We start from the raw sequence: 19,518 nt of genomic DNA on the forward strand, positions 1-19,518 counted from the left end.
CCCGGAGCCGCCGCCGAACGGGGCGGTGCCCGGTCGCGCATACTGGACGCGTTATGGAAACCGTCATCCTTGCTGTAGTCATCGCCGTGGTCGCGCTCGTCGCGCTCGGCGGGCTCATCGTCGGCAGCCGGCGCCGGAAGCCGCTGCCCCCGCCGCCGCCCGCCGCGCCCGACATCACCGCCCCTCCGGCCGAGCCGCACGTCGGCGACGAGGCCGAGACGCCGCGCGACGAGGAGCGCCGGACGATAGAGGAGGTGGATCTCCCGGGCGGTGCTCCCGTCGCCGTCGAGGAGCCGCCCGTCGTCGAAGCGCCCCCGATCGAGATCCCCGAGCCCACCGCCGGCCGCCTGGTCCGCCTGCGCGCCCGCCTGTCCCGCTCGCAGAACGCGCTCGGCAAGGGGCTCCTCACCCTCCTGTCCCGCGAGCACCTCGACGACGAGACCTGGGAGGAGATCGAGGACACGCTGCTCACCGCCGACGTCGGCGTACAGCCCACCCAGGAGCTGGTCGAGCGGCTGCGTGAGCGCGTGAAGGTGCTCGGCACCCGCACGCCGCAGGAGCTGCGCGGCCTGCTGCGCGAGGAGCTGCTCACGCTCGTCGGCACCGACATGGACCGCACCGTCCGCACCGAGCCCGAGGCCAGCAAGCCCGGCATCGTGATGGTCGTCGGCGTCAACGGCACCGGCAAGACCACCACCACCGGCAAGCTGGCCCGGGTCCTGGTGGCCGACGGCCGCACCGTCGTCCTCGGCGCCGCCGACACCTTCCGCGCCGCCGCCGCCGACCAGCTTCAGACCTGGGGCGAGCGGGTCGGCGCCTACACCGTGCGCGGCCCCGAGGGCGGCGACCCTGCCTCCGTCGCCTTCGACGCGGTGAAGGAAGGCAAGGAGATGGGCTACGACGTCGTGCTCATCGACACCGCCGGCCGCCTGCACACCAAGACCGGCCTCATGGACGAGCTCGGCAAGGTCAAGCGCGTCGTCGAGAAGCACGCCCCGCTCGACGAGGTGCTGCTCGTCCTGGACGCCACGACCGGGCAGAACGGCCTCGTCCAGGCCCGTGTCTTCGCGGAGGTCGTGGACATCACCGGCATCGTGCTCACCAAGCTCGACGGCACGGCCAAGGGCGGCATCGTGGTGGCGGTCCAGCGGGAGCTGGGCGTACCGGTGAAGCTGGTCGGCCTCGGCGAGGGTGCCGACGACCTGGCGCCGTTCGAGCCGGAAGCGTTCGTGGATGCGCTTATCGGGGACTGAGCGCGCCGATGCACGCGGTGCGTGCGTCACCGTACGGAGGAAGGGCCCCGTTCCATGGTGAGGCTGGAACGGGGCCCTTCCGCGTCGGTGGATCGGAGGCGTCAGCCGTGGATCTGGACGCTTGCTCTGCGGACGTGGCCACGCCAGCCGTGGATCTGGACGGTTGATCTGCGGACTTGGACTGATCTGCGGACCTGGCCGCGACAGCCGTGACTACGGACGGGTGGTCTGTTGATCGGGAGGCACGGTCAGTGCATCCGGACGCGTGGTCTGTCCTCGACGCCGTCGACCTGGACGCCGTCGACCTACACGCCTGAGCGATGCGCCACGTACGCCAGCGTGCCGATCAGCAGGCGCGCCGCCGGCGGTCTCGTCGCCGAGTCCAGGGCGGGGGAGCGGAGCCAGCGCACCGGGCCCAGACCGCCGCGGTCCGAGGGCGGGGCCGTGATGTACGCGCCGGGGCCCAGGGCGTGCAGGTCGAGGGCGGTGTCGTCCCACGCCATGCGGTACAGCAGCGCGGGCAGCTCGGCGGCGGACCCGGGGGCGACGAAGAAGTGTGCACGGCCCTCCGGGGTCGCCGTCACCGGACCGAGCGGGACGCCCAGGCGTTCCAGCCGCATCAGCGCGCGCCGCCCCGCGCCCTCGGCGACCTCGATCACGTCGAACGCGCGGCCGACCGGCAGCATCACCGCGGCCCCCGGCACCTCGGCCCAGGCCCCGGTCACCTCGTCGAGGGTCGCGCCGGCGTGCACGACGGGCGCGAAGCCCAGCGGGTGCGCGCCCGGCGCGCCGCAGTCCGCCTTCCCGCAGGAGCACTGCCCGGCGACCGCCCGCGCGCCGGGCACCACGTCCCAGCCCCACAGCCCGGTGTACTCGGCCACGGCCGTGCACTCCGACGAGCGGCCGCGGCGCCGCGCACCGTGGCGGATGTCGCGGATGCCTCGCGTGCCGCCGATCGTGAAGCCCATGCCCCCTCCAACGGGTCCAGCGCGCCGATGGTTACGCAATGGAAGCGCACTGTGACTGTGCGTTCCCGTCCGTCGCCCGTCTCCCCGCGGCTCCGGGCAGCGCCCGGTTGCATCCAGGGGTGGTGCGCGGTCGGTACGCGCCGCTGAGTGCACTCCTCCATCCGGTTCCGGCTGTCATGTGTCAAGTGAATCGTGCGGGGCCTCTCCTCAGTTCATTCGAAGGGGTGGCGAATGGTGGCGTTTCTGTGTACGCCATGGCTGGGCGGGTGATCGTAGGACTACTGTGAGTGCACGGTTCCTGGGGACGCATGCGCTCGTGGGTATGCCGGAGGCAAGTCGGTTACCGCCCGGCGGGTGAGAACCGCCGGACGCGGGACCGTATCCACCGGCATTCTGGTAGTGCTTGGCGCGCACAGCGACAAGTGGTCTGAGGGATGGGGGCGTTCCAGTGGGCGGCAACGACGGAAGCGCGACGAACGCTGACAAGCGCCCCAATGAGCTGCTCACCTCGTGGTTCGTGCGCAGCGGCTGGTCGAAGGGCGAGCTGGCGCGTCAAGTGAACCGCAGGGCACGCCAGTTGGGGGCGAACCACATCTCCACCGACACCTCGCGGGTGCGCCGCTGGCTCGACGGGGAGAACCCGCGCGAGCCGATCCCGCGGATCCTGTCGGAGCTGTTCTCCGAGCGTTTCGGCTGTGTCGTCGCCGTGGAGGACCTCGGACTGCGCCCCGCCCACCAGTCACCCTCGGTGTCCGGGATCGACCTGCCGTGGACGGGTCCGCAGACCGTGGCCATGATCAGCGAGTTCTCGCGCAGCGACCTGATGCTGGCGCGGCGCGGCTTCCTCGGGACCTCGCTGGCCCTGTCCGCGGGCCCGTCCCTCATCGAGCCCGTGCAGCGCTGGCTGGTGCCGAGCCCCGCGTCCCCGCGCGGGGAGGCCCAGCCCGCCGCGGCGTCCGCACGCACCCGCGGCCGGCTCTCCCAGCCCGAGCTGGACCTCCTCGAGACCACCACGGTGATGTTCCGCAAGTGGGACGCCCAGTGCGGCGGCGGACTGCGCCGCAAGGCGGTCGTCGGCCAGCTCCACGAGGTGACCGACCTCCTGCAGGAACCACAGCCCGAGGCCACCGCCAAACGCCTCTTCAAGGTCGCCGCCGAGCTCGCCGAACTGGCCGGCTGGATGAGCTACGACGTGGGACTGCAGCCCACCGCGCAGAAGTACTTCGTCCTCGCCCTGCACGCCGCCAAGGAGGCGGGCGACAAGCCGCTCGGCTCGTACATCCTCTCCAGCATGAGCCGCCAGATGATCCACCTGGGCCGACCCGAGGACGCCCTGGAGCTCATCCACCTCGCCCAGTACGGCAGCCGCGACTGCGCGACCCCGCGCACCCAGGCGATGCTGTATGCGATGGAGGCCCGCGCCTACGCCAACATGGGGCAGCCCGGCAGGTGCAAGCGCGCCGTCCGGATGGCCGAGGACACCTTCGCCGACGCCGTCGAGTTCGACGAGCCCGAGCCCGACTGGATCCGCTTCTTCTCCGAGGCCGAGCTGCACGCGGAGAACTCCCACTCCTTCCGCGACCTCGCCTATGTCGCAGGCCGCAGCCCCACCTACGCCTCCCTCGCCGAGCCGCTGATGCGGAAGGCCGTCACCCAGTTCGCCGATGACCCCGAGCACCAGCGGTCGTACGCGCTCAACCTGATCGGCATGGCCACCGTGCACCTCCTCCAGCGTGAACCCGAGCAGAGCGCGGTGCTCACCAAACGCGCCCTGGAGGTCGCCAAAAAGGTGCGCTCGGAGCGCGTCAACACTCGTATTCGAAAAACGGTCGACACGGCTGTACGCGATTTCGGTGATCTCTCCGAGATCGTCGACCTGACCGACCACCTCGCCACCCATCTGCCCGAGACCGCCGAAGCGGGCTGACCCCTCCCGGGCCCCAGGGCCCAGGGGTCCCGGAATCCCCGGCCGCGGCCGCCATCCCGAACAGCCCGACTCGGCTCCCCCCATGCCAGGTCATCGGATGGCCGCCGCGGCCGGGCCCCTTTTCGCGCCCAGGCCGGCGCCGCTCTCGGGGGCGTGGCCGCCCGCCGTGGGGGCTGGTCAATCGATGGTCGCCGTGCGATGCGGCCGATCCTCGTGCTGCCCACCATCGAAGGTTGCGCCACGATAACGATCGGCGCGGCCGGCATCCGGCAGTTCATCAACGCGTAACACGCCGGGCGCCTTCGTCACTGCGGTGAAACATCGAGGGGCTTCGACCGAAACGGCGCTGCGTCAATCTCGTGGCCCATAACCCCCACGCCCTCATGACCGGACCGCTCTCCGGCTTCGCCCGCACGGGGCCGTACCAACCGACGAGGAGACGCCGATGGCACCAGCCGCCATCACGCTTGCGGCGGACGCACCCAAGCTGTCGTCCGCCAACACAGGTTTCATGCTCATCGCTTCCGCCCTGGTGCTGATCATGACCCCGGGCCTGGCCTTCTTCTACGGAGGCATGGTCCGCGTCAAGAGCACCCTCAACATGCTGATGATGAACTTCATCAGCATGGGCATCGTCACCGTCCTGTGGGTGCTCTACGGCTTCTCCCTGAGCTTCGGGACGGACAAGGGCTCGCTCATCGGCTGGACGTCGGACTACCTCGGCTTCAGCGGCATCGGCAAGATGGACCTCTGGCCCGGATACACCATCCCGGTCTTCGTCTTCGCCGTCTTCCAGATGATGTTCGCCATCATCACACCCGCCCTGATAAGCGGCGCCGTCGCGGACCGCGTCAAGTTCTCCGCCTGGGCCCTGTTCCTCACGCTGTGGGTCACGGTCGTGTACTTCCCGGTGGCGCACTGGGTCTGGGGCACCGGCGGCTGGGCCTTCAAGCTCGGTGTCATCGACTTCGCCGGTGGTACCGCGGTGCACATCAACGCCGGTGCCGCGGCGCTCGGCGTGATCCTCGTCATCGGCAAGCGCGTCGGCTTCAAGAAGGACCCGATGCGCCCGCACAGCCTCCCGCTGGTCATGCTCGGTGCCGGCCTGCTGTGGTTCGGCTGGTTCGGCTTCAACGCCGGCTCCTGGCTCGGCAACGACGACGGCGTCGGCCCGCTGATGTTCGTCAACACGCAGATCGCCACGGCCGCCGCCATGCTGGGCTGGCTCGCCTACGAGAAGATCCGCCACGGCGCGTTCACCACGCTGGGCGCCGCCTCCGGTGCCGTCGCCGGTCTGGTCGCCATCACCCCGTCGGGTGGCGCGGTCTCCCCGATGGGCGCCATCGCGGTCGGCGTCATCGCCGGTGTCGGATGCGCCGCGGCCGTGGGCCTGAAGTTCAAGTTCGGCTACGACGACTCGCTCGACGTCGTAGGCGTCCACATGGTCGGCGGAATCCTCGGCTCCCTGCTGATCGGCCTCTTCGCCAGCGGCAAGGGCCAGTCCGACGTCAAGGGCCTCTTCTACGGCGGCGGCCTGCACCAGTTCTGGATCCAGTGCGCCGGTGTCTTCGGAGTCCTGTTCTACTCCCTCATCTGCGCCGCGATCCTCGCCTTCATCCTCGACAAGACCATCGGCATGCGGGTCACCGAGGACGAGGAGGTCTCGGGCATCGACCAGGCCGAGCACGCGGAGACCGCATACGACTTCAGCGGCGCGGGCGGCGGTGTCATCGGGACCGTCGCCTCGGCCCTGGCCGCCACGGAGACCAGGAAGGTGGACGCATGAGGCTCATCACCGCCGTCGTCAAGCCGCACCGGCTCGACGAGATCAAGGAGGCCCTCCAGGCCTTCGGGGTCCACGGACTGACGGTCACGGAAGCGAGCGGCTACGGTCGGCAGCGGGGACACACCGAGGTCTACCGCGGCGCCGAGTACACGGTCGACCTGGTACCCAAGATCCGTATCGAGGTGCTGGCCGAGGACGACGACGCCGAACAGCTCATCGAGGTCATCGTCAAGGCGGCCCGCACGGGCAAGATCGGTGACGGCAAGGTCTGGTCCATCCCGGTCGAGACGGCCGTCCGGGTCCGGACCGGTGAACGCGGACCCGACGCGCTGTAGACACGCACGGAACAGGAGTCGCTGGGTGACGAGTACGGACGCACGTACGCAAGCAGAGGGATCGGGACCCAGCGGCTACGCGGCGGCCCGGCTGCACCTCCTCACGGAGGGGGAGCAGTCCGGGCCGCCGCGCCGTGCCGCCCTGTCCGACCTGACGGACGGCTGGCTCGCGGAGCTGTTCGCCGCGGGCGCCGAAGGACTGCGCGGCGTGTCCCTGGTCGCCGTCGGCGGGTACGGCAGGGGCGAACTGTCCCCGCGCAGCGACCTCGACCTGCTCCTGCTGCACGACGGCGGCGACAGCAAGGCGGTCGCCGCCCTCGCCGACCGCATCTGGTACCCCGTGTGGGACCTCGGTCTCGCCCTCGACCACTCCGTGCGCACCCCGGCGGAGGCCCGCAAGACCGCGGGCGAGGACCTCAAGGTGCAGCTCGGCCTGCTGGACGCCCGGCACCTGGCGGGCGACCTCGGACTCACCCAGGGCCTGAGGACGGCCGTGCTGGCCGACTGGCGCAACCAGGCGCCGAAACGTCTCCCCGAACTGCAGGAACTGTGCGCCGAGCGCGCCGAGCGGCAGGGCGAGCTGCAGTACCTGCTGGAACCCGACCTCAAGGAGGCCCGGGGCGGGCTGCGCGACGCCACGGCCCTGCGGGCGGTCGCCGCCTCCTGGCTCGCGGACGCCCCGCGCGAAGGACTCGCCGACGCCCGGCGCAGGCTCCTGGACGTACGCGACGCGCTGCACCTGACCACCGGGCGCGCCACCGACCGGCTGGCCCTCCAGGAGCAGGACCAGGTCGCCACCGAACTCGGCCTGCTGGACGCCGACACGCTGCTGCGGCAGGTCTACGAGGCGGCGCGCGTGATCTCGTACGCCAGCGACGTCACCTGGCGTGAAGTGGGCCGCGTGCTGCGGTCGCGCGCCGTGCGGCCGAGGCTGCGCGCCATGCTGGGTGGCGGGAAACCGCTCGCCGAGCGGTCCCCCCTGGCCGAGGGCGTGGTGGAACAGGACGGCGAAGTCGTCCTCGCGCGCGCCGCGCGCCCCGAACGCGACCCGGTGCTCCCCTTGCGCGCCGCCGCGGCCGCCGCGCAGGCGGGCCTGCCGCTCTCCCTGCACGCCGTACGGCGCATGGCCGGCTCCGTACGCCCCCTGCCCGCGCCGTGGCCCGCCGAGGCCCGCGAGCAGCTCGTCACCCTGCTGGGCTCCGGCCGCCCCACCGTCGAGGTCTGGGAGGCTCTGGAGGCCGAGGGACTGATCACCCGGCTGCTGCCCGACTGGGAGCGGGTGCGCTGCCGCCCGCAGCGCAACGCCGTGCACCTGTGGACCGTCGACCGGCACCTGATCGAGACGGCCGTGCGCGCCTCCGAACTGACCCGCCGCGTGGGCCGCCCCGACCTCCTGCTGGTCGCGGCGCTCCTGCACGACATCGGCAAGGGCTGGCCCGGCGACCACTCCCTCGCCGGCGAGATCATCGCGCGCGACGTGGCGGCACGCATCGGCTTCGACCGCGACGACGTCGCCGTCCTCGCCACCCTCGTCCGCCATCACCTGCTCCTCGTCGAGACCGCGACCCGGCGCGACCTGGAGGACCCGGCCACCGTCCGCTCGGTCGCCGAGGCCGTCGGCTCGCAGAGCACCCTGGAGCTGCTGCACGCCCTCACCGAGGCCGACGCACTCGCCACCGGACCCGCGGCCTGGTCGACCTGGCGCAGCGCCCTTGTGACCGACCTGGTGAAACGGGTCTCCGCGGTGCTGGCGGGCGACGACCCCGCCGACCCCGTGGCCGCCACGCCCACCGCCGAGCAGGAACGGCTCGCCGTCGAGGCGTACCGCACCGGCGGCCCGGTCCTGTCCCTGCGCGCACAGACCGAGCCGCCCGCCGAGGAACCGTCCGGCGAACCGGAACCCCTCGGTGTGGAGCTCCTCATCGCCGTACCGGACCAGCCCGGGGTACTGCCCGCCGTGTCCGGCGTGCTCGCCGTGCACCGCCTCACCGTCCGCACCGCCGAGCTGCGCGCCCTGGACCTGCCGGACGGCATGCACGACAGCTCGATCCTGCTGCTCGACTGGCGGGTCGCGGCGGAGTACGGCTCCCTGCCCCAGGCGGCCCGGCTGCGCGCCGACCTCGTCCGGGCCCTGGACGGCTCCCTGGACATCGCCGCCCGCCTCGCCGAACGCGACGCGGCCTACCCGCGCCGCCGGGGCGTGGTGCCGCCCCCGCCGCGTGTGACGGTCGCCTCCACCGCATCCCGGCACGCGACGGTGATCGAGGTGCGGGCCCAGGACGCGCCGGGGCTGCTGTTCCGGATCGGGCGGGCCCTGGAGAAGGCGGGGGTTCGGGTGCGCAGCGCACACGTCTCCACGCTGGGCGCGAACGCCGTCGACGCGTTCTACGTGACGACGGGCACGGGCGAGCCGCTGCCGGGGGAGGAGGCGGTGTCGGTGGCACGGGCACTGGAGGAGACGCTGCGGGGCTGACCCCGGCGGGGATGTTTTCCCCGCCGGGCCCGATACCCTGGAGGGCAGCCCAAGACGACCCCGACCCCGAGGACCGACGCCGCCGTGTTCGACACCCTCTCCGACCGCCTTAGCGCGACTTTCAAAAGCCTCCGCGGAAAAGGCAGGCTCTCCGAGGCGGACATCGACGCCACGGCGCGCGAAATCCGCATCGCGCTCCTCGAAGCCGACGTGGCCCTGCCCGTGGTCCGCTCCTTCATCAAGAACGTCAAGGAGCGCGCCCTCGGCGCCGAGGTCTCCCGGGCCCTGAACCCGGCCCAGCAGGTCCTCAAGATCGTCAACGACGAGCTGGTCACCATCCTCGGTGGCGAGACCCGCCGTCTGCGCTTCGCCAAGCAGCCCCCGACCGTGATCATGCTCGCGGGTCTGCAGGGTGCCGGTAAGACCACCCTCGCGGGCAAGCTCGGCAAGTGGCTCAAGGAGCAGGGCCACTCCCCGCTCCTGGTCGCCGCCGACCTCCAGCGCCCGAACGCGGTCAACCAGCTCAGCGTCGTCGCCGAACGCGCCGGCGTCGCCGTCTACGCGCCGGAACCCGGCAACGGCGTCGGCGACCCGGTCAAGGTCGCCAAGGACTCCATCGACTTCGCCCGGCAGAAGGTCCACGACATCGTGATCGTGGACACCGCCGGCCGCCTCGGCATCGACCAGGAGATGATGCAGCAGGCCGCGGACATCCGGGACGCGGTCTCGCCGGACGAGATCCTGTTCGTCGTCGACGCCATGATCGGTCAGGACGCCGTCAACACCGCGGAGGCCTTCCGCGACGGTGTCGGCTTCGACGGTGTCGTCCTGTCCAAGCTCGACGGTGACGCCCGCGGTGGTGCCGCCCTGTCGATCCGGCAGATCACCGGCAAGCCGATCATGTTCGCGTCGAACGGCGAGAAGCTCGACGACTTCGACGCCTTCCACCCGGACCGGATGGCCTCCCGCATCCTCGACATGGGTGACCTGCTCACCCTGATCGAGCAGGCGGAGAAGACGTTCAGCCAGGAAGAGGCCGAGAAGATGGCCTCCAAGCTGGCGTCCAAGAAGGGCCAGGACTTCACCCTGGACGACTTCCTGGCCCAGATGGAGCAGGTCAGGAAGATGGGCTCCATCTCCAAGCTGCTCGGGATGCTGCCGGGCATGGGCCAGATCAAGGACCAGATCAACAACATCGACGAGCGCGACGTCGACCGCACCGCCGCGATCATCAAGTCGATGACCCCGGGCGAGCGCCAGGACCCGACGATCATCAACGGCTCGCGCCGCGCCCGTATCGCCAAGGGTTCCGGTGTCGAGGTCAGCGCGGTGAAGAACCTCGTCGAGCGGTTCTTCGAGGCGCGCAAGATGATGTCCCGCATGGCCCAGGGCGGCGGCATGCCCGGCATGCCGGGGATCCCGGGCATGGGCGGCGGCCCCGGCCGTGCCAGGAAGCAGCAGAAGAAGGCCAAGGGCAAGCAGCGCTCCGGCAACCCGATGAAGCGCAAGCAGCAGGAGCAGGAGGAGGCCGCACGCCGCGCCGCCGCGGCCCAGCAGGGCAACGCGTTCGGGCTGCCGCAGCAGAGCGGTCAGGAGTTCGAGCTGCCGGACGAGTTCAAGAAGTTCATGGGCTGACGCGGATCCCACGCGTACGACGCCGGGGGCGCCCTTGTGAGGAAGGGCGCCCCCGGCGCGTCGTCCGGGGACCTTCGCGACCCGCCCTAGGGGACGCGTGCGATCAGGTAGCGGAAGACGTTCGGCATCCACACCGTGCCGTCCGCACGCCGGTGCGGATGCAGCGCCTCCGTCAGCTCCTTGCCGACCTGCTCCTGGTCCGTCGCGTCGATCGCCGCGTCGAACAGGCCCGTCGACAGCATCCCCCGCAGCGCGCTGTCCAGGTCGGCGTACCCGAAGGGGCAGGCGACCCGGCCCGACCCGTCCGGCCGGAGCCCGCAGCGCTGCGCGGCCTCCTCCAGGTCGTCGCGCCGGGCCGGCCGCCAAGCGCCCCCGCCGCGCTCGGGATCGGCCAGTTTCGCGGCGACGCGCAGCACGGAGGCGGTGCGGCACCGTTCCGGCGGACCCCAGCCGGCGAGCACCACAGGCGCCCCCCGCTCCGTGAACGGCACCGCCGCCGCCACCTGTTCCTCGAGCGTCTCGGCGTCACCCGCCGCACAGCCGATCGGCTCGAACGCGGTCACCAGGTTGTACGCCGGCTCATCGGGTGCGGGCGCCGCGTCCCGTGGCGAGCCCTCGACGATCCGGGCACCGGCACACGCGCGCGTGCCCCACGGCGCGGGCCCCAGCCGCTCACGCGCGAGCGCCAGCCGTTCGCACGCCCCGCAGTCCACACCGGTGACCGAGGCGCCCCGGGAGGCGGCCATCAGCAGGGCCAGCCCCGTGCCGCACCCCAGCCCCAGCAGCCGCGTCCCGGAACCCACCTCCAGCCGCTCGTAGACGGCCTCGTAGAGCGGCACCAGCATCCGCTCCTGAATCTCCGCCCAGTCACGCGCGCGTGCACGCCGTTCCACGCGAGGAACCGCGCCCGCGTGGGAGAGGTGCTGCCGCACGGGCGTAGGTGTCATCGAAAGCGCCCCAATCCGCCGAGAGTTGCCGCTGTCTGACGATGCCGTCCCCCGTGACGTGCCCTCGCACTCGGCCCCCGTGGTCCCCGTATGGCCTCCGTATGCCAGGAAACTCCGCGCCCGTCGTGGCGTCCAGGGGTTGTGGGGTACTCGGTGTGCGCCGTCCGCGCGCCCCTGGTCCGCCCCCGGGTGAGAAATGATTCACCGGGCGCGGACGCGTCCCCCTACCATCGCGCCATGGCAAAGGCACCCGTTCTCACCCCCCGGGCGGACGACTTCCCCCGTTGGTACCAGGACATCGTGAACAAGGCCGAACTCGCGGACAACGGGCCGGTGCGCGGCACCATGGTGATCCGACCGTACGGGTACGGGCTCTGGGAGCGGATGCAGCGGGAGATGGACGCCCGCATCAAGGAGACCGGCACGCAGAACGCCTACTTCCCGCTGCTGATCCCTCAGTCGTATCTGACCAGGGAGGCCGAACACGTCGAGGGCTTCGCGCCCGAACTCGCCGTGGTCACGCACGGCGGCGGCAAGGAGCTGGAGGAGCCGGCGGTCGTCCGGCCCACCTCCGAGACCATCGTCAACGAATACTTCTCGAAGTGGATCCAGAGCTACCGCGACCTTCCGCTCCTCATCAACCAGTGGGCCAACGTGGTGCGTTGGGAACTCAGGCCGCGGCTCTTCCTGCGCACCTCCGAGTTCCTGTGGCAGGAGGGCCACACGGCGCACGCCACCTACGAGGAGGCCCGGGACTTCGCCGCCCGCATCCACCGCGACGTCTACGGGGACTTCCTGCGCGACGTCCTCGCCATGGACTTCGTGTCCGGCCGCAAGACCGTCAGGGAACGCTTCGCCGGCGCGATCAACACCCTCACGCTGGAAAGCATGATGGGGGACGGCAAGGCCCTGCAGATGGTCACCAGCCACGAGCTGGGCCAGAACTTCGCCAGGGCCTTCCAGACGCGGTACCTGTCGAAGGACGGCAGGCAGGAGCTCGTCTGGCAGACCTCCTGGGGCTCCACCACCCGCATGATCGGCGCCCTGGTGATGACGCACGGCGACGACGACGGTCTGCGCGTCCCGCCGCGCCTCGCCCCGATCCAGGTCGTCGTGCTCGCGATCAAGGGCGACGAGCCGGTTCTGGCCACCGTCCGCGAGATCGGCGACCGGCTGAGGGCGGCGGGCCTGCGCGTCCACGTGGACGACCGCACCGACACCCCCTTCGGCCGCCGCGCCGTCGACTGGGAGCTCAAGGGCGTACCCGTACGCATCGAGATCGGCCCCCGTGACCTGGCCGACGGCACCGCGATGCTGGTCCGCCGCATCCCGGGGGGAAAGGAGCCGGTCCCGGTCGACGCGCTCCCCGCGAGGCTGCCCGGGATCCTCGAGGAGGACCAGGCGCTGCTGCTGGAGCAGTCGCGCGAGCGCCGCGAGTCCCGCACCGCGGACGTGTCGACGATCGAGGAGGCCGTCGAGGCGGTCGGCGCGGGCGGCTGGGCGCGCATCCCGTGGGCCGTGCTCGGCGAGGACGGCGAGGCCAGGCTGGCCGAGCAGGCGGTGACCGTACGGTGTCTGGTCGCCGAGGACGGGTCGGTTCCCGACGCCGACGACGCACCCGGTAACGTCGCCGTCGTCGCGCGCGCTTACTGAGGTACCGGGTCGCGGACCGAAGCGGCCGAAACGTCTCTTGCGTATGCGGGGAACACAGCGGCCCCGGCGTGCGCAACACGGCTACGCGCCGGACCGTAGGGGTGGCTACGCACCGGCTTGGGATGAGCTGTGAACCTTCTCCGCAGTTCGGCGCACCCGCCCTCGTCAGGACGCATCAGCGGCAACTGACGGGTACGTGCAAATTATTTGGGATGCCCCGGAATAGGAACACCGAGGGCCCCAGGCTCGTTGTCATTACGTGAGCACGACACCACCTGTTCTCGCCGCAGAGCTGGCGCAGGCGTGGGCCGACATTCAGCGGTACCACCCCGAGCTGCCCGATCTTGCCGCGCCCGAGTCACTGATCGGAGAGTCGTCGTCCGCCTGCGGGCACGAACTCTCCTTCGAGCGACTGCTTCATGAGGCAGTCCACGGCATCGCCGCCGCGCGCGGAGTACGCGACACCTCCCGTGCCGGCCGCTACCACAACCGCAGATTCCTCGCGATCGCCGAGGAGCTGGGCCTGGACCACCCCGAGGAGCCGCACCCGAGCAGCGGCTTCTCCCTGGTCACGCTCAACCCCGAGGCGAAGCGGCGCTACCGGCCGACCATCGAGCGGCTGCAGCGCGCACTCAAGGCCCACTCGCAGGCGACGGCCGCCGACACGGCCCGCACGTTCCGGGGCCCGGCCGCCCGCCACGGTTCCTCCGGAGGCGGCGTCCGCGTCAAGGCGGTGTGCGACTGCGGCCGCAACGTCCGGGTGGTCCCCTCGGTTCTGGCCCAGGCCCCGATCGTGTGCGGCGGCTGCGGAAAGCCGTTCCGCATCCCGGAGCCGGTGGGGGCGGCGGCAGGCTGAGTCGACGGCTGCTCGTGGCGGCCGTACCTCGCTTGCCCGCAGGCATCCGTGAGCGCCGGGTGGCGTGACCCACGCCCGGGGGACCCCGGCGCCGGATGCCGTTTCGTCATGCCCGCACGCCTGCACACCACACCCTCGGCGGAAAGCGCCCCGCAGGGTGTGGCACAATGGCTAGCTGTACTCGACAGCCGCACAGGACCCCTCTCTCCTCCGGCTGACGCGTCCATCGGGCACTCGGGTACCGCCACCCCACGCGGCCACTTCGCCGTGCCCAACCACGTCAAATCCAGGAGAACCCACTCCCGTGGCAGTCAAGATCAAGCTGAAGCGTCTGGGCAAGATCCGTTCGCCTCACTACCGCATCGTCGTCGCCGACTCCCGCACCCGCCGTGACGGCCGGGCGATCGAGGAGATCGGCAAGTACCACCCGACGTACAACCCGTCGGTGATCGAGGTCGACGCCGAGCGCGTGGCGTACTGGCTCGGTGTCGGCGCCCAGCCGACGGAGCCGGTCCTCGCCATCCTCAAGAAGACCGGCGACTGGCAGAAGTTCAAGGGCGAGCCCGCCCCCGCGCCGCTGCTGCAGCCGGAGACCAAGGCCGCGCGTCCGTCGTTCGAAGCCATCGGCGGCGAGGACGAGGGCAAGGGTGAGGCGATCACCCAGAAGAAGAAGGCCGAGAAGAAGGACGAGGCCCCGGCCGAGTCCTCTGCGTCTGAGTCGACCGAGGCCTGAGCATGCTCGAGGAGGCTCTCGAGCACCTCGTGAAGGGCATCGTCGACAACCCTGACGATGTGCAGGTGGCCTCGCGCAACCTGCGTCGCGGGCGTGTGCTCGAGGTTCGGGTCCACCCCGACGACCTCGGCAAGGTGATCGGCCGCAACGGCCGCACCGCACGTGCTCTGCGCACCGTCGTGGGCGCCATCGGCGGCCGCGGCGTCCGGGTCGACCTCGTCGACGTGGACCACGTCCGCTGAACCAACGCAGCACCGGCTCGGGCCGGGGAGGGCCACTGGGCCGTCCCCGGCCCGTAGTCGTATGACAGGAGATCGAACACAGTGCAGCTCGTAGTCGCACGGATCGGCCGCGCCCACGGGGTCAAGGGCGAGGTCACCGTGGAGGTGCGTACCGACGAGCCGGAACTCAGGCTCGCACCCGGTGCCGTCCTGGCCACCGATCCGGCCTCGGCCGGACCGCTGACCATCGAGACCGGCCGGGTGCACAGCGGCCGCCTGCTCCTGCGCTTCGCAGGCGTGCGGGACCGCAACGCCGCCGAGGCCCTGCGCAACACCCTGTTGATCGCCGAGGTCGACCCCGACGAACTGCCCGAGGGCGAGGACGAGTACTACGACCACCAGCTCATCGACCTCGACGTGGTGACCGAGGACGGCGTCGAGGTCGGCCGCATCACCGAGATCTCGCACCTGCCCACACAGGACCTGTTCGTGGTCGAGCGCGCCGACGGGACCGAGGTGATGATCCCGTTCGTGCAGGAGATCGTCACCGAGATCGACCTCGAGCGGCAGCGGGCCGTCATCGACCCGCCGCCCGGGCTGATCGACGACCGGGCCGAGATCGTCTCGTCGAGGGACGAGGGCGCATGAGGCTCGACGTCGTCACGATCTTCCCCGAGTACCTGGAACCGCTCAACGTCTCCCTCGTCGGCAAGGCACGCGCGCGTGGACAGCTCGACATCCATGTGCACGACCTGCGGTCCTGGACGTACGACCGCCACAACACCGTCGACGACACCCCGTACGGCGGCGGCCCCGGCATGGTGATGAAGACCGAGCCCTGGGGCGACGCCCTGGACGAGGTGCTCGCCGACGGCTACGAGACCGGCTCCCGCGAGCCCGCGCTCATCGTGCCGACCCCCAGCGGCCGCCCCTTCACCCAGAAGCTCGCCGTCGAACTCTCCGAACGCCCGTGGCTGATCTTCACCCCGGCCCGCTACGAGGGAATCGACCGCCGGGTCGTCGACGAGTACGCCACCCGGATACCGGTGTACGAGGTGTCCATCGGCGACTACGTCCTCGCCGGCGGCGAGGCGGCCGTCCTCGTCATCACCGAGGCGGTGGCCCGGCTGCTGCCCGGCGTCCTCGGCAACGCCGAGTCCCACCGGGACGACTCCTTCGCGCCCGGCGCGATGGCAAGCCTCCTGGAAGGCCCCGTCTACACCAAGCCGCCCGCCTGGCGCGGCCGGGGCATCCCCGACGTGCTGCTCAGCGGCCACCACGGCAGGATCGCCCGCTGGCGCCGCGACGAGGCGCTCAAGCGCACCACGGCCAACCGGCCCGACCTGATCGAGCGCTGCGACCCCGCCGCCTTCGACAAGAAGGACCGCGAGATGCTCTCCATCCTGGGCTGGGCACCGGACCCGGACGGCAAGCCCTACGGCCGATTTTGGCGCAGGCCGGACGACGTGGAAGAATAGTGCGCTGTTGTCCGCCGTCCGGCGCGCGCCCCTGCCACAGGGGGAGACGACGCCCGCCCCGACGTCGGCCACGACTCTCTTACCGAAAAACTACGTACCGCCGATGACCTGTGGCATCGGCGAAGAAAGCAGACGAAATGTCTCACCTGCTCGACTCCGTCGACGCCGCGTCGCTGCGCAGCGACATCCCGGCCTTCCGCCCGGGTGACACCGTCAACGTCCACGTCCGCGTCATCGAGGGCAACCGCTCCCGTGTGCAGCAGTTCAAGGGCGTCGTGATCCGCCGCCAGGGCTCCGGCGTGCGCGAGACCTTCACGGTCCGCAAGGTCTCCTTCTCCGTCGGCGTCGAGCGCACCTTCCCGGTGCACACCCCGATCGTCGAGAAGATCGAGCTCGTCACCCGTGGTGACGTGCGTCGCGCCAAGCTGTACTACCTGCGCGACCTGCGCGGCAAGGCCGCGAAGATCAAGGAGAAGCGCGAGAACTGAGCGCCTGCGGGAGTTCACAAGAGGGCCGGATAGCATCTGGCCCCGATGGACACCGAAGCACAGCACCTGGAGCGCGACCGCTCCTCCCACCCCTCGCGGTCCGAGGAGACCTCGGACACAGGGGGACCGGAGGAGCGGTCGCGCTTCGCGTTGCTGTCCCGGGCCGCCCGATGGCTTCCCGGCGGCCGGATCACCCTGGCCGGCCTGGCCTGCCTGCTGTTCCTCCTCGCCCTCGGCACGTTCGTCGTGCAGCCGTTCGGTATCCCGAGCGGTTCCATGGAGCGCGGATTGAGGATTGGGGACCGCGTTCTCGTAAATAAGTTGGCGTACCGTTTCGGGTCGACCCCGCAGCGGGGAGACGTCGTCGTTTTCGACGGCACCGGGTATTTCGGGAACGCCGACTACGTCAAACGGGTAGTGGGTGTAGGGGGAGACCACGTGGTCTGCTGCGACAAGGAGGGGAGGCTCGAGGTGAACGGCCGGTCGGTCGACGAGTCGTCGTTTCTCTACCCCGGCAACAGCCCGTCCGACGTCCCCTTCGACGTCGTCGTGCCCGACGGCACGCTCTTCGTCCTCGGCGACCACCGCGGGGACTCCAGCGACTCCCGGAACCACCTCGGCTCGCCCGGCGGCGGCATGGTCCCCGTCGGCGCCGTGATCGGCAGGGCCGACTGGGTGGTCTGGCCCTCCGCGCACTTCAGGCACATCACCCGCCCCCACGCCTACGCGCGCGTGCCGGCGCCCGCAGCGAGCGCCCCTGCGACGAACCCGCAGGGGACGGCGGGCGGTGCGCATGGGTAGCCGCGGCAAGCCGCGCGGTGTGCCCTCCGACACCGCCGCCCAGAACCTGCTGCCCACCGGCGCACGACGCGCCGCCGGCGGGGCCCCCACCGGACGCAGCCGCGCCGAGCGGCGCAAGCTCCAGCGCAAGGTGAAGCGCAAGAGGAGGCGTTCCGCCGTCAAGGAGATACCGCTCCTCGTCGGTGTCGCCGTCCTCATAGCGCTGGTCCTCAAGACCTTCCTCGTGCAGGCGTTCGTCATCCCGTCGGGCTCCATGGAGAACACGATCCAGATCGGCGACCGCGTCCTCGTCGACAAGCTGACCCCCTGGTTCGGGTCCGAGCCGAAGCGCGGCGACGTCGTCGTCTTCCAGGACCCGGGCGACTGGCTCGCGGGCGAGAAGACCCCCAAGAAGAACGACCCCATCGTCGTCAAGCAGGTCAAGGAAGGGCTCACCTGGATCGGCCTGCTGCCGTCCGACAACGACAAGGACCTCATCAAACGGGTGGTCGCGGTCGGCGGGGACACCGTCAAGTGCTGCGACACCCAGGGGCGTGTCACGGTCAACGGCATGCCGCTGAACGAGCCGTACATTCACCCGGGGAACAAACCTTCGGACTTCTCGTTCTCGGAGACCGTGCCGCCGGGCCGTCTGTGGGTGATGGGCGACCACCGGGCCAACTCCGCCGACTCCCGCTACCACCGCAACGAGCCGTACGGGGGTACTGTCTCGGAGAAGTCCGTCGTAGGCCGCGCGATGGTTATCGCCTGGCCCATTGGGCACTGGACCCGACTGAAAGAGCCGGACACCTACGCCTCGGTGCCGAGCGGGTCGGCCAGTGCGCTCGGCCCGTCGCATAGGGTGGCCTCCGCGGATCGATACGGATTGATCCCCCTCCCGAGCCCTGCGGAACTCCCGCTCGTTATGGGAGTGGTGGGCCTGCGTCGACTGGGGCGCCGGCGGCGATACGGAGTGAGGAGTGGATGTGGGGGATTTGGCGGTCGGCGCACGATCCGGACACGAGGGTCCCGAAGAGCGGCCGGAGCGACCCGACGAGACGGCTGCCCCGGCCGCGGAAGAGCACGCCGGCTCCGGGAGTGACTCCCCGGGCCAGGACGCGCAGGAGAGCGGCGGACAAGGCGGCGGCCCCAAGAAGCAGCGCTCCTTCTGGAAGGAACTTCCGCTCCTCATCGGCATCGCGCTGGTGCTCGCACTGCTGATCAAGACGTTCCTGGTGCAGGCGTTCTCGATCCCCTCGGACTCGATGCAGAACACCCTCCAGCAGGGTGACCGCGTCCTCGTCGACAAGCTGACCCCGTGGTTCGGGTCCAAGCCCTCGCGCGGCGAGGTCGTGGTCTTCCACGACCCGGACAACTGGCTGGCGGGCGAGCCCACCAGCACACCGAACCCCCTCCAGACGGCGCTGAGCTGGATCGGCCTGATGCCGTCCGCCGAGGAGAAGGACCTCATCAAGCGGGTCGTCGGCGTCGCCGGCGACACCATCGAGTGCAAGAACACCGGCCCGCTGCTGGTCAACGGCAAGCCGCTCAACGAGCCGTACGTCTACCCGGGCAACACCCCGTGCAGCGTCGACGACCAGGGCGGCCAGTTCAAGGTCACGGTTCCCCCGGGCAAAATCTGGGTCATGGGCGACCACCGGCAGAACTCGCTCGACTCCCGCTACCACCAGCAGGACAGGTACCGGGGCTTCGTGCCGGTGGGCAACGTGGTGGGCCGCGCCATCGTGATCGCCTGGCCGCCCACCCGCTGGAACACGCTGCCGATCCCGGACACCTTCGACCAGGGCCTGAACTCGGTGGCCCCTCCGGCCCTCGGGCTGATCGGCGCGGCGCCGCTGGTGATGTGGCGCAGGCGCCGCCTCACCGCACGTCTCACCGACGGAAAGCCGCGGGTTTCCGGCAGCGGTACCGCCGGGTAGGGTGCCGTCCCAGATCGCCGATCTTCCGCGGTCCGGCTGCGGCCG

General features: G+C 70.9%; 18 protein-coding genes. 16 read left to right on the forward strand and 2 right to left on the reverse strand.

The features are described 5' to 3' along the window. Positions 1–53 precede the first annotated feature (53 nt). Positions 54–1,253 (forward strand): signal recognition particle-docking protein FtsY, encoded by a 1,200-nt coding sequence (ftsY, locus tag ACZ4SW_RS20315; RefSeq protein WP_468245172.1) that lies wholly within the window; start codon positions 54–56, stop codon positions 1,251–1,253. A gap of 305 nt (positions 1,254–1,558) precedes the next feature. Here the strand turns inward: ftsY and ACZ4SW_RS20320 are convergent, their stop codons facing one another. Continuing rightward, a complete protein-coding gene (locus tag ACZ4SW_RS20320) occupies positions 1,559–2,221 on the reverse strand; it encodes a bifunctional DNA primase/polymerase (RefSeq protein ID WP_468245175.1) in 663 nt (220 codons plus the stop codon). Between the two features lie 448 nt (positions 2,222–2,669). Between ACZ4SW_RS20320 and nsdA the strand changes: the two genes are divergently transcribed. The 5 genes from nsdA (at position 2,670) to ffh (ending at position 10,377) form a co-directional block, all read left to right on the forward strand. Continuing rightward, positions 2,670–4,148, forward strand: coding sequence for a transcriptional repressor NsdA (gene nsdA, locus ACZ4SW_RS20325; protein ID WP_468245179.1), 1,479 nt, complete (start codon positions 2,670–2,672; stop codon positions 4,146–4,148). 445 nt (positions 4,149–4,593) lie between these two features. After that, entirely contained in the window at positions 4,594–5,934 is a 1,341-nt protein-coding gene (locus ACZ4SW_RS20330; RefSeq protein ID WP_468245184.1) for an ammonium transporter, read from the forward strand. Then, the gene (locus ACZ4SW_RS20335) at positions 5,931–6,269 is read left to right on the forward strand and encodes a P-II family nitrogen regulator (protein WP_103839971.1); all 339 of its coding nucleotides are present in this window, start codon (positions 5,931–5,933) and stop codon (positions 6,267–6,269) included. Before ACZ4SW_RS20330 ends, ACZ4SW_RS20335 begins: the two co-directional genes overlap by 4 nt. A gap of 25 nt (positions 6,270–6,294) precedes the next feature. Next, positions 6,295–8,742: a [protein-PII] uridylyltransferase gene (locus ACZ4SW_RS20340; protein WP_468245192.1), complete on the forward strand. Its 2,448-nt coding sequence runs from the start codon at positions 6,295–6,297 to the stop codon at positions 8,740–8,742. An 84-nt stretch (positions 8,743–8,826) separates the two neighbouring features. Further along, a complete protein-coding gene (ffh, locus tag ACZ4SW_RS20345) occupies positions 8,827–10,377 on the forward strand; it encodes a signal recognition particle protein (RefSeq protein WP_468245199.1) in 1,551 nt (516 codons plus the stop codon). An 86-nt stretch (positions 10,378–10,463) separates the two neighbouring features. Here the strand turns inward: ffh and ACZ4SW_RS20350 are convergent, their stop codons facing one another. Next, on the reverse strand, positions 10,464–11,324 hold the full coding sequence (locus tag ACZ4SW_RS20350) for an SAM-dependent methyltransferase (RefSeq protein WP_468245204.1): 861 nt from the start codon (positions 11,322–11,324) through the stop codon (positions 10,464–10,466). Positions 11,325–11,561: 237 nt separating this feature from the next. On the opposite strand from ACZ4SW_RS20350, the gene proS reads away from it, so the two are divergent. The 10 genes from proS to lepB (ACZ4SW_RS20400) all read left to right on the forward strand — a co-directional run bounded on the left by proS (position 11,562) and on the right by lepB (ACZ4SW_RS20400) (position 19,473). After that, a complete protein-coding gene (proS, locus tag ACZ4SW_RS20355; RefSeq protein ID WP_468245209.1) occupies positions 11,562–12,977 on the forward strand; it encodes a proline--tRNA ligase in 1,416 nt (471 codons plus the stop codon). 259 nt (positions 12,978–13,236) lie between these two features. Further along, on the forward strand, positions 13,237–13,833 hold the full coding sequence (locus ACZ4SW_RS20360; RefSeq protein ID WP_468245214.1) for a hypothetical protein: 597 nt from the start codon (positions 13,237–13,239) through the stop codon (positions 13,831–13,833). A gap of 304 nt (positions 13,834–14,137) precedes the next feature. Next, positions 14,138–14,566, forward strand: a complete 429-nt coding sequence (gene rpsP, locus ACZ4SW_RS20365) for a 30S ribosomal protein S16 (protein ID WP_468245218.1) — start codon at positions 14,138–14,140, stop codon at positions 14,564–14,566. A 2-nt stretch (positions 14,567–14,568) separates the two neighbouring features. Then, a complete protein-coding gene (locus ACZ4SW_RS20370; RefSeq protein WP_003973401.1) occupies positions 14,569–14,808 on the forward strand; it encodes an RNA-binding protein in 240 nt (79 codons plus the stop codon). An 81-nt stretch (positions 14,809–14,889) separates the two neighbouring features. Next, on the forward strand, positions 14,890–15,435 hold the full coding sequence (rimM, locus tag ACZ4SW_RS20375) for a ribosome maturation factor RimM (protein ID WP_468245224.1): 546 nt from the start codon (positions 14,890–14,892) through the stop codon (positions 15,433–15,435). Further along, complete coding sequence (trmD, locus tag ACZ4SW_RS20380) at positions 15,432–16,265, forward strand: tRNA (guanosine(37)-N1)-methyltransferase TrmD (RefSeq protein ID WP_468245229.1); 834 nt, start codon at positions 15,432–15,434, stop codon at positions 16,263–16,265. Before rimM ends, trmD begins: the two co-directional genes overlap by 4 nt. 137 nt (positions 16,266–16,402) lie before the next feature. Then, on the forward strand, positions 16,403–16,753 hold the full coding sequence (rplS, locus tag ACZ4SW_RS20385) for a 50S ribosomal protein L19 (protein WP_076091320.1): 351 nt from the start codon (positions 16,403–16,405) through the stop codon (positions 16,751–16,753). Positions 16,754–16,798: 45 nt separating this feature from the next. Then, entirely contained in the window at positions 16,799–17,554 is a 756-nt protein-coding gene (lepB, locus tag ACZ4SW_RS20390) for a signal peptidase I (protein WP_468245239.1), read from the forward strand. Beyond that, a complete protein-coding gene (gene lepB, locus ACZ4SW_RS20395; RefSeq protein ID WP_468245845.1) occupies positions 17,547–18,635 on the forward strand; it encodes a signal peptidase I in 1,089 nt (362 codons plus the stop codon). Before lepB (ACZ4SW_RS20390) ends, lepB (ACZ4SW_RS20395) begins: the two co-directional genes overlap by 8 nt. After that, positions 18,520–19,473 carry a signal peptidase I gene (lepB, locus tag ACZ4SW_RS20400; protein WP_468245243.1) on the forward strand — a complete coding sequence of 318 codons (954 nt, stop codon included), beginning with the start codon at positions 18,520–18,522 and terminating at the stop codon, positions 19,471–19,473. The genes lepB (ACZ4SW_RS20395) and lepB (ACZ4SW_RS20400) overlap by 116 nt, the downstream gene beginning before the upstream one ends. The last annotated feature ends 45 nt before the right edge of the window (positions 19,474–19,518 follow it).

Source organism: Streptomyces sp. NPDC028331 (assembly GCF_055565775.1).

Excerpts from the sequence above, each read along its gene's own strand:
- rplS (WP_076091320.1), top strand. The coding sequence starts at position 16,403 with ATGTCTCACCTGCTCGACTCCGTCGACGCCGCGTCGCTGCGCAGCGAC.
- trmD (WP_468245229.1), top strand. The coding sequence starts at position 15,432 with ATGAGGCTCGACGTCGTCACGATCTTCCCCGAGTACCTGGAACCGCTC.
- ACZ4SW_RS20370 (WP_003973401.1), top strand. The coding sequence starts at position 14,569 with ATGCTCGAGGAGGCTCTCGAGCACCTCGTGAAGGGCATCGTCGACAAC.
- lepB (WP_468245845.1), top strand. The coding sequence starts at position 17,547 with ATGGGTAGCCGCGGCAAGCCGCGCGGTGTGCCCTCCGACACCGCCGCC.
- ACZ4SW_RS20335 (WP_103839971.1), top strand. The coding sequence starts at position 5,931 with ATGAGGCTCATCACCGCCGTCGTCAAGCCGCACCGGCTCGACGAGATC.
- ACZ4SW_RS20320 (WP_468245175.1), bottom strand. The coding sequence starts at position 2,221 with ATGGGCTTCACGATCGGCGGCACGCGAGGCATCCGCGACATCCGCCAC.
- proS (WP_468245209.1), top strand. The coding sequence starts at position 11,562 with ATGGCAAAGGCACCCGTTCTCACCCCCCGGGCGGACGACTTCCCCCGT.
- lepB (WP_468245239.1), top strand. The coding sequence starts at position 16,799 with ATGGACACCGAAGCACAGCACCTGGAGCGCGACCGCTCCTCCCACCCC.
- ACZ4SW_RS20350 (WP_468245204.1), bottom strand. The coding sequence starts at position 11,324 with ATGACACCTACGCCCGTGCGGCAGCACCTCTCCCACGCGGGCGCGGTT.
- ACZ4SW_RS20330 (WP_468245184.1), top strand. The coding sequence starts at position 4,594 with ATGGCACCAGCCGCCATCACGCTTGCGGCGGACGCACCCAAGCTGTCG.
- ftsY (WP_468245172.1), top strand. The coding sequence starts at position 54 with ATGGAAACCGTCATCCTTGCTGTAGTCATCGCCGTGGTCGCGCTCGTC.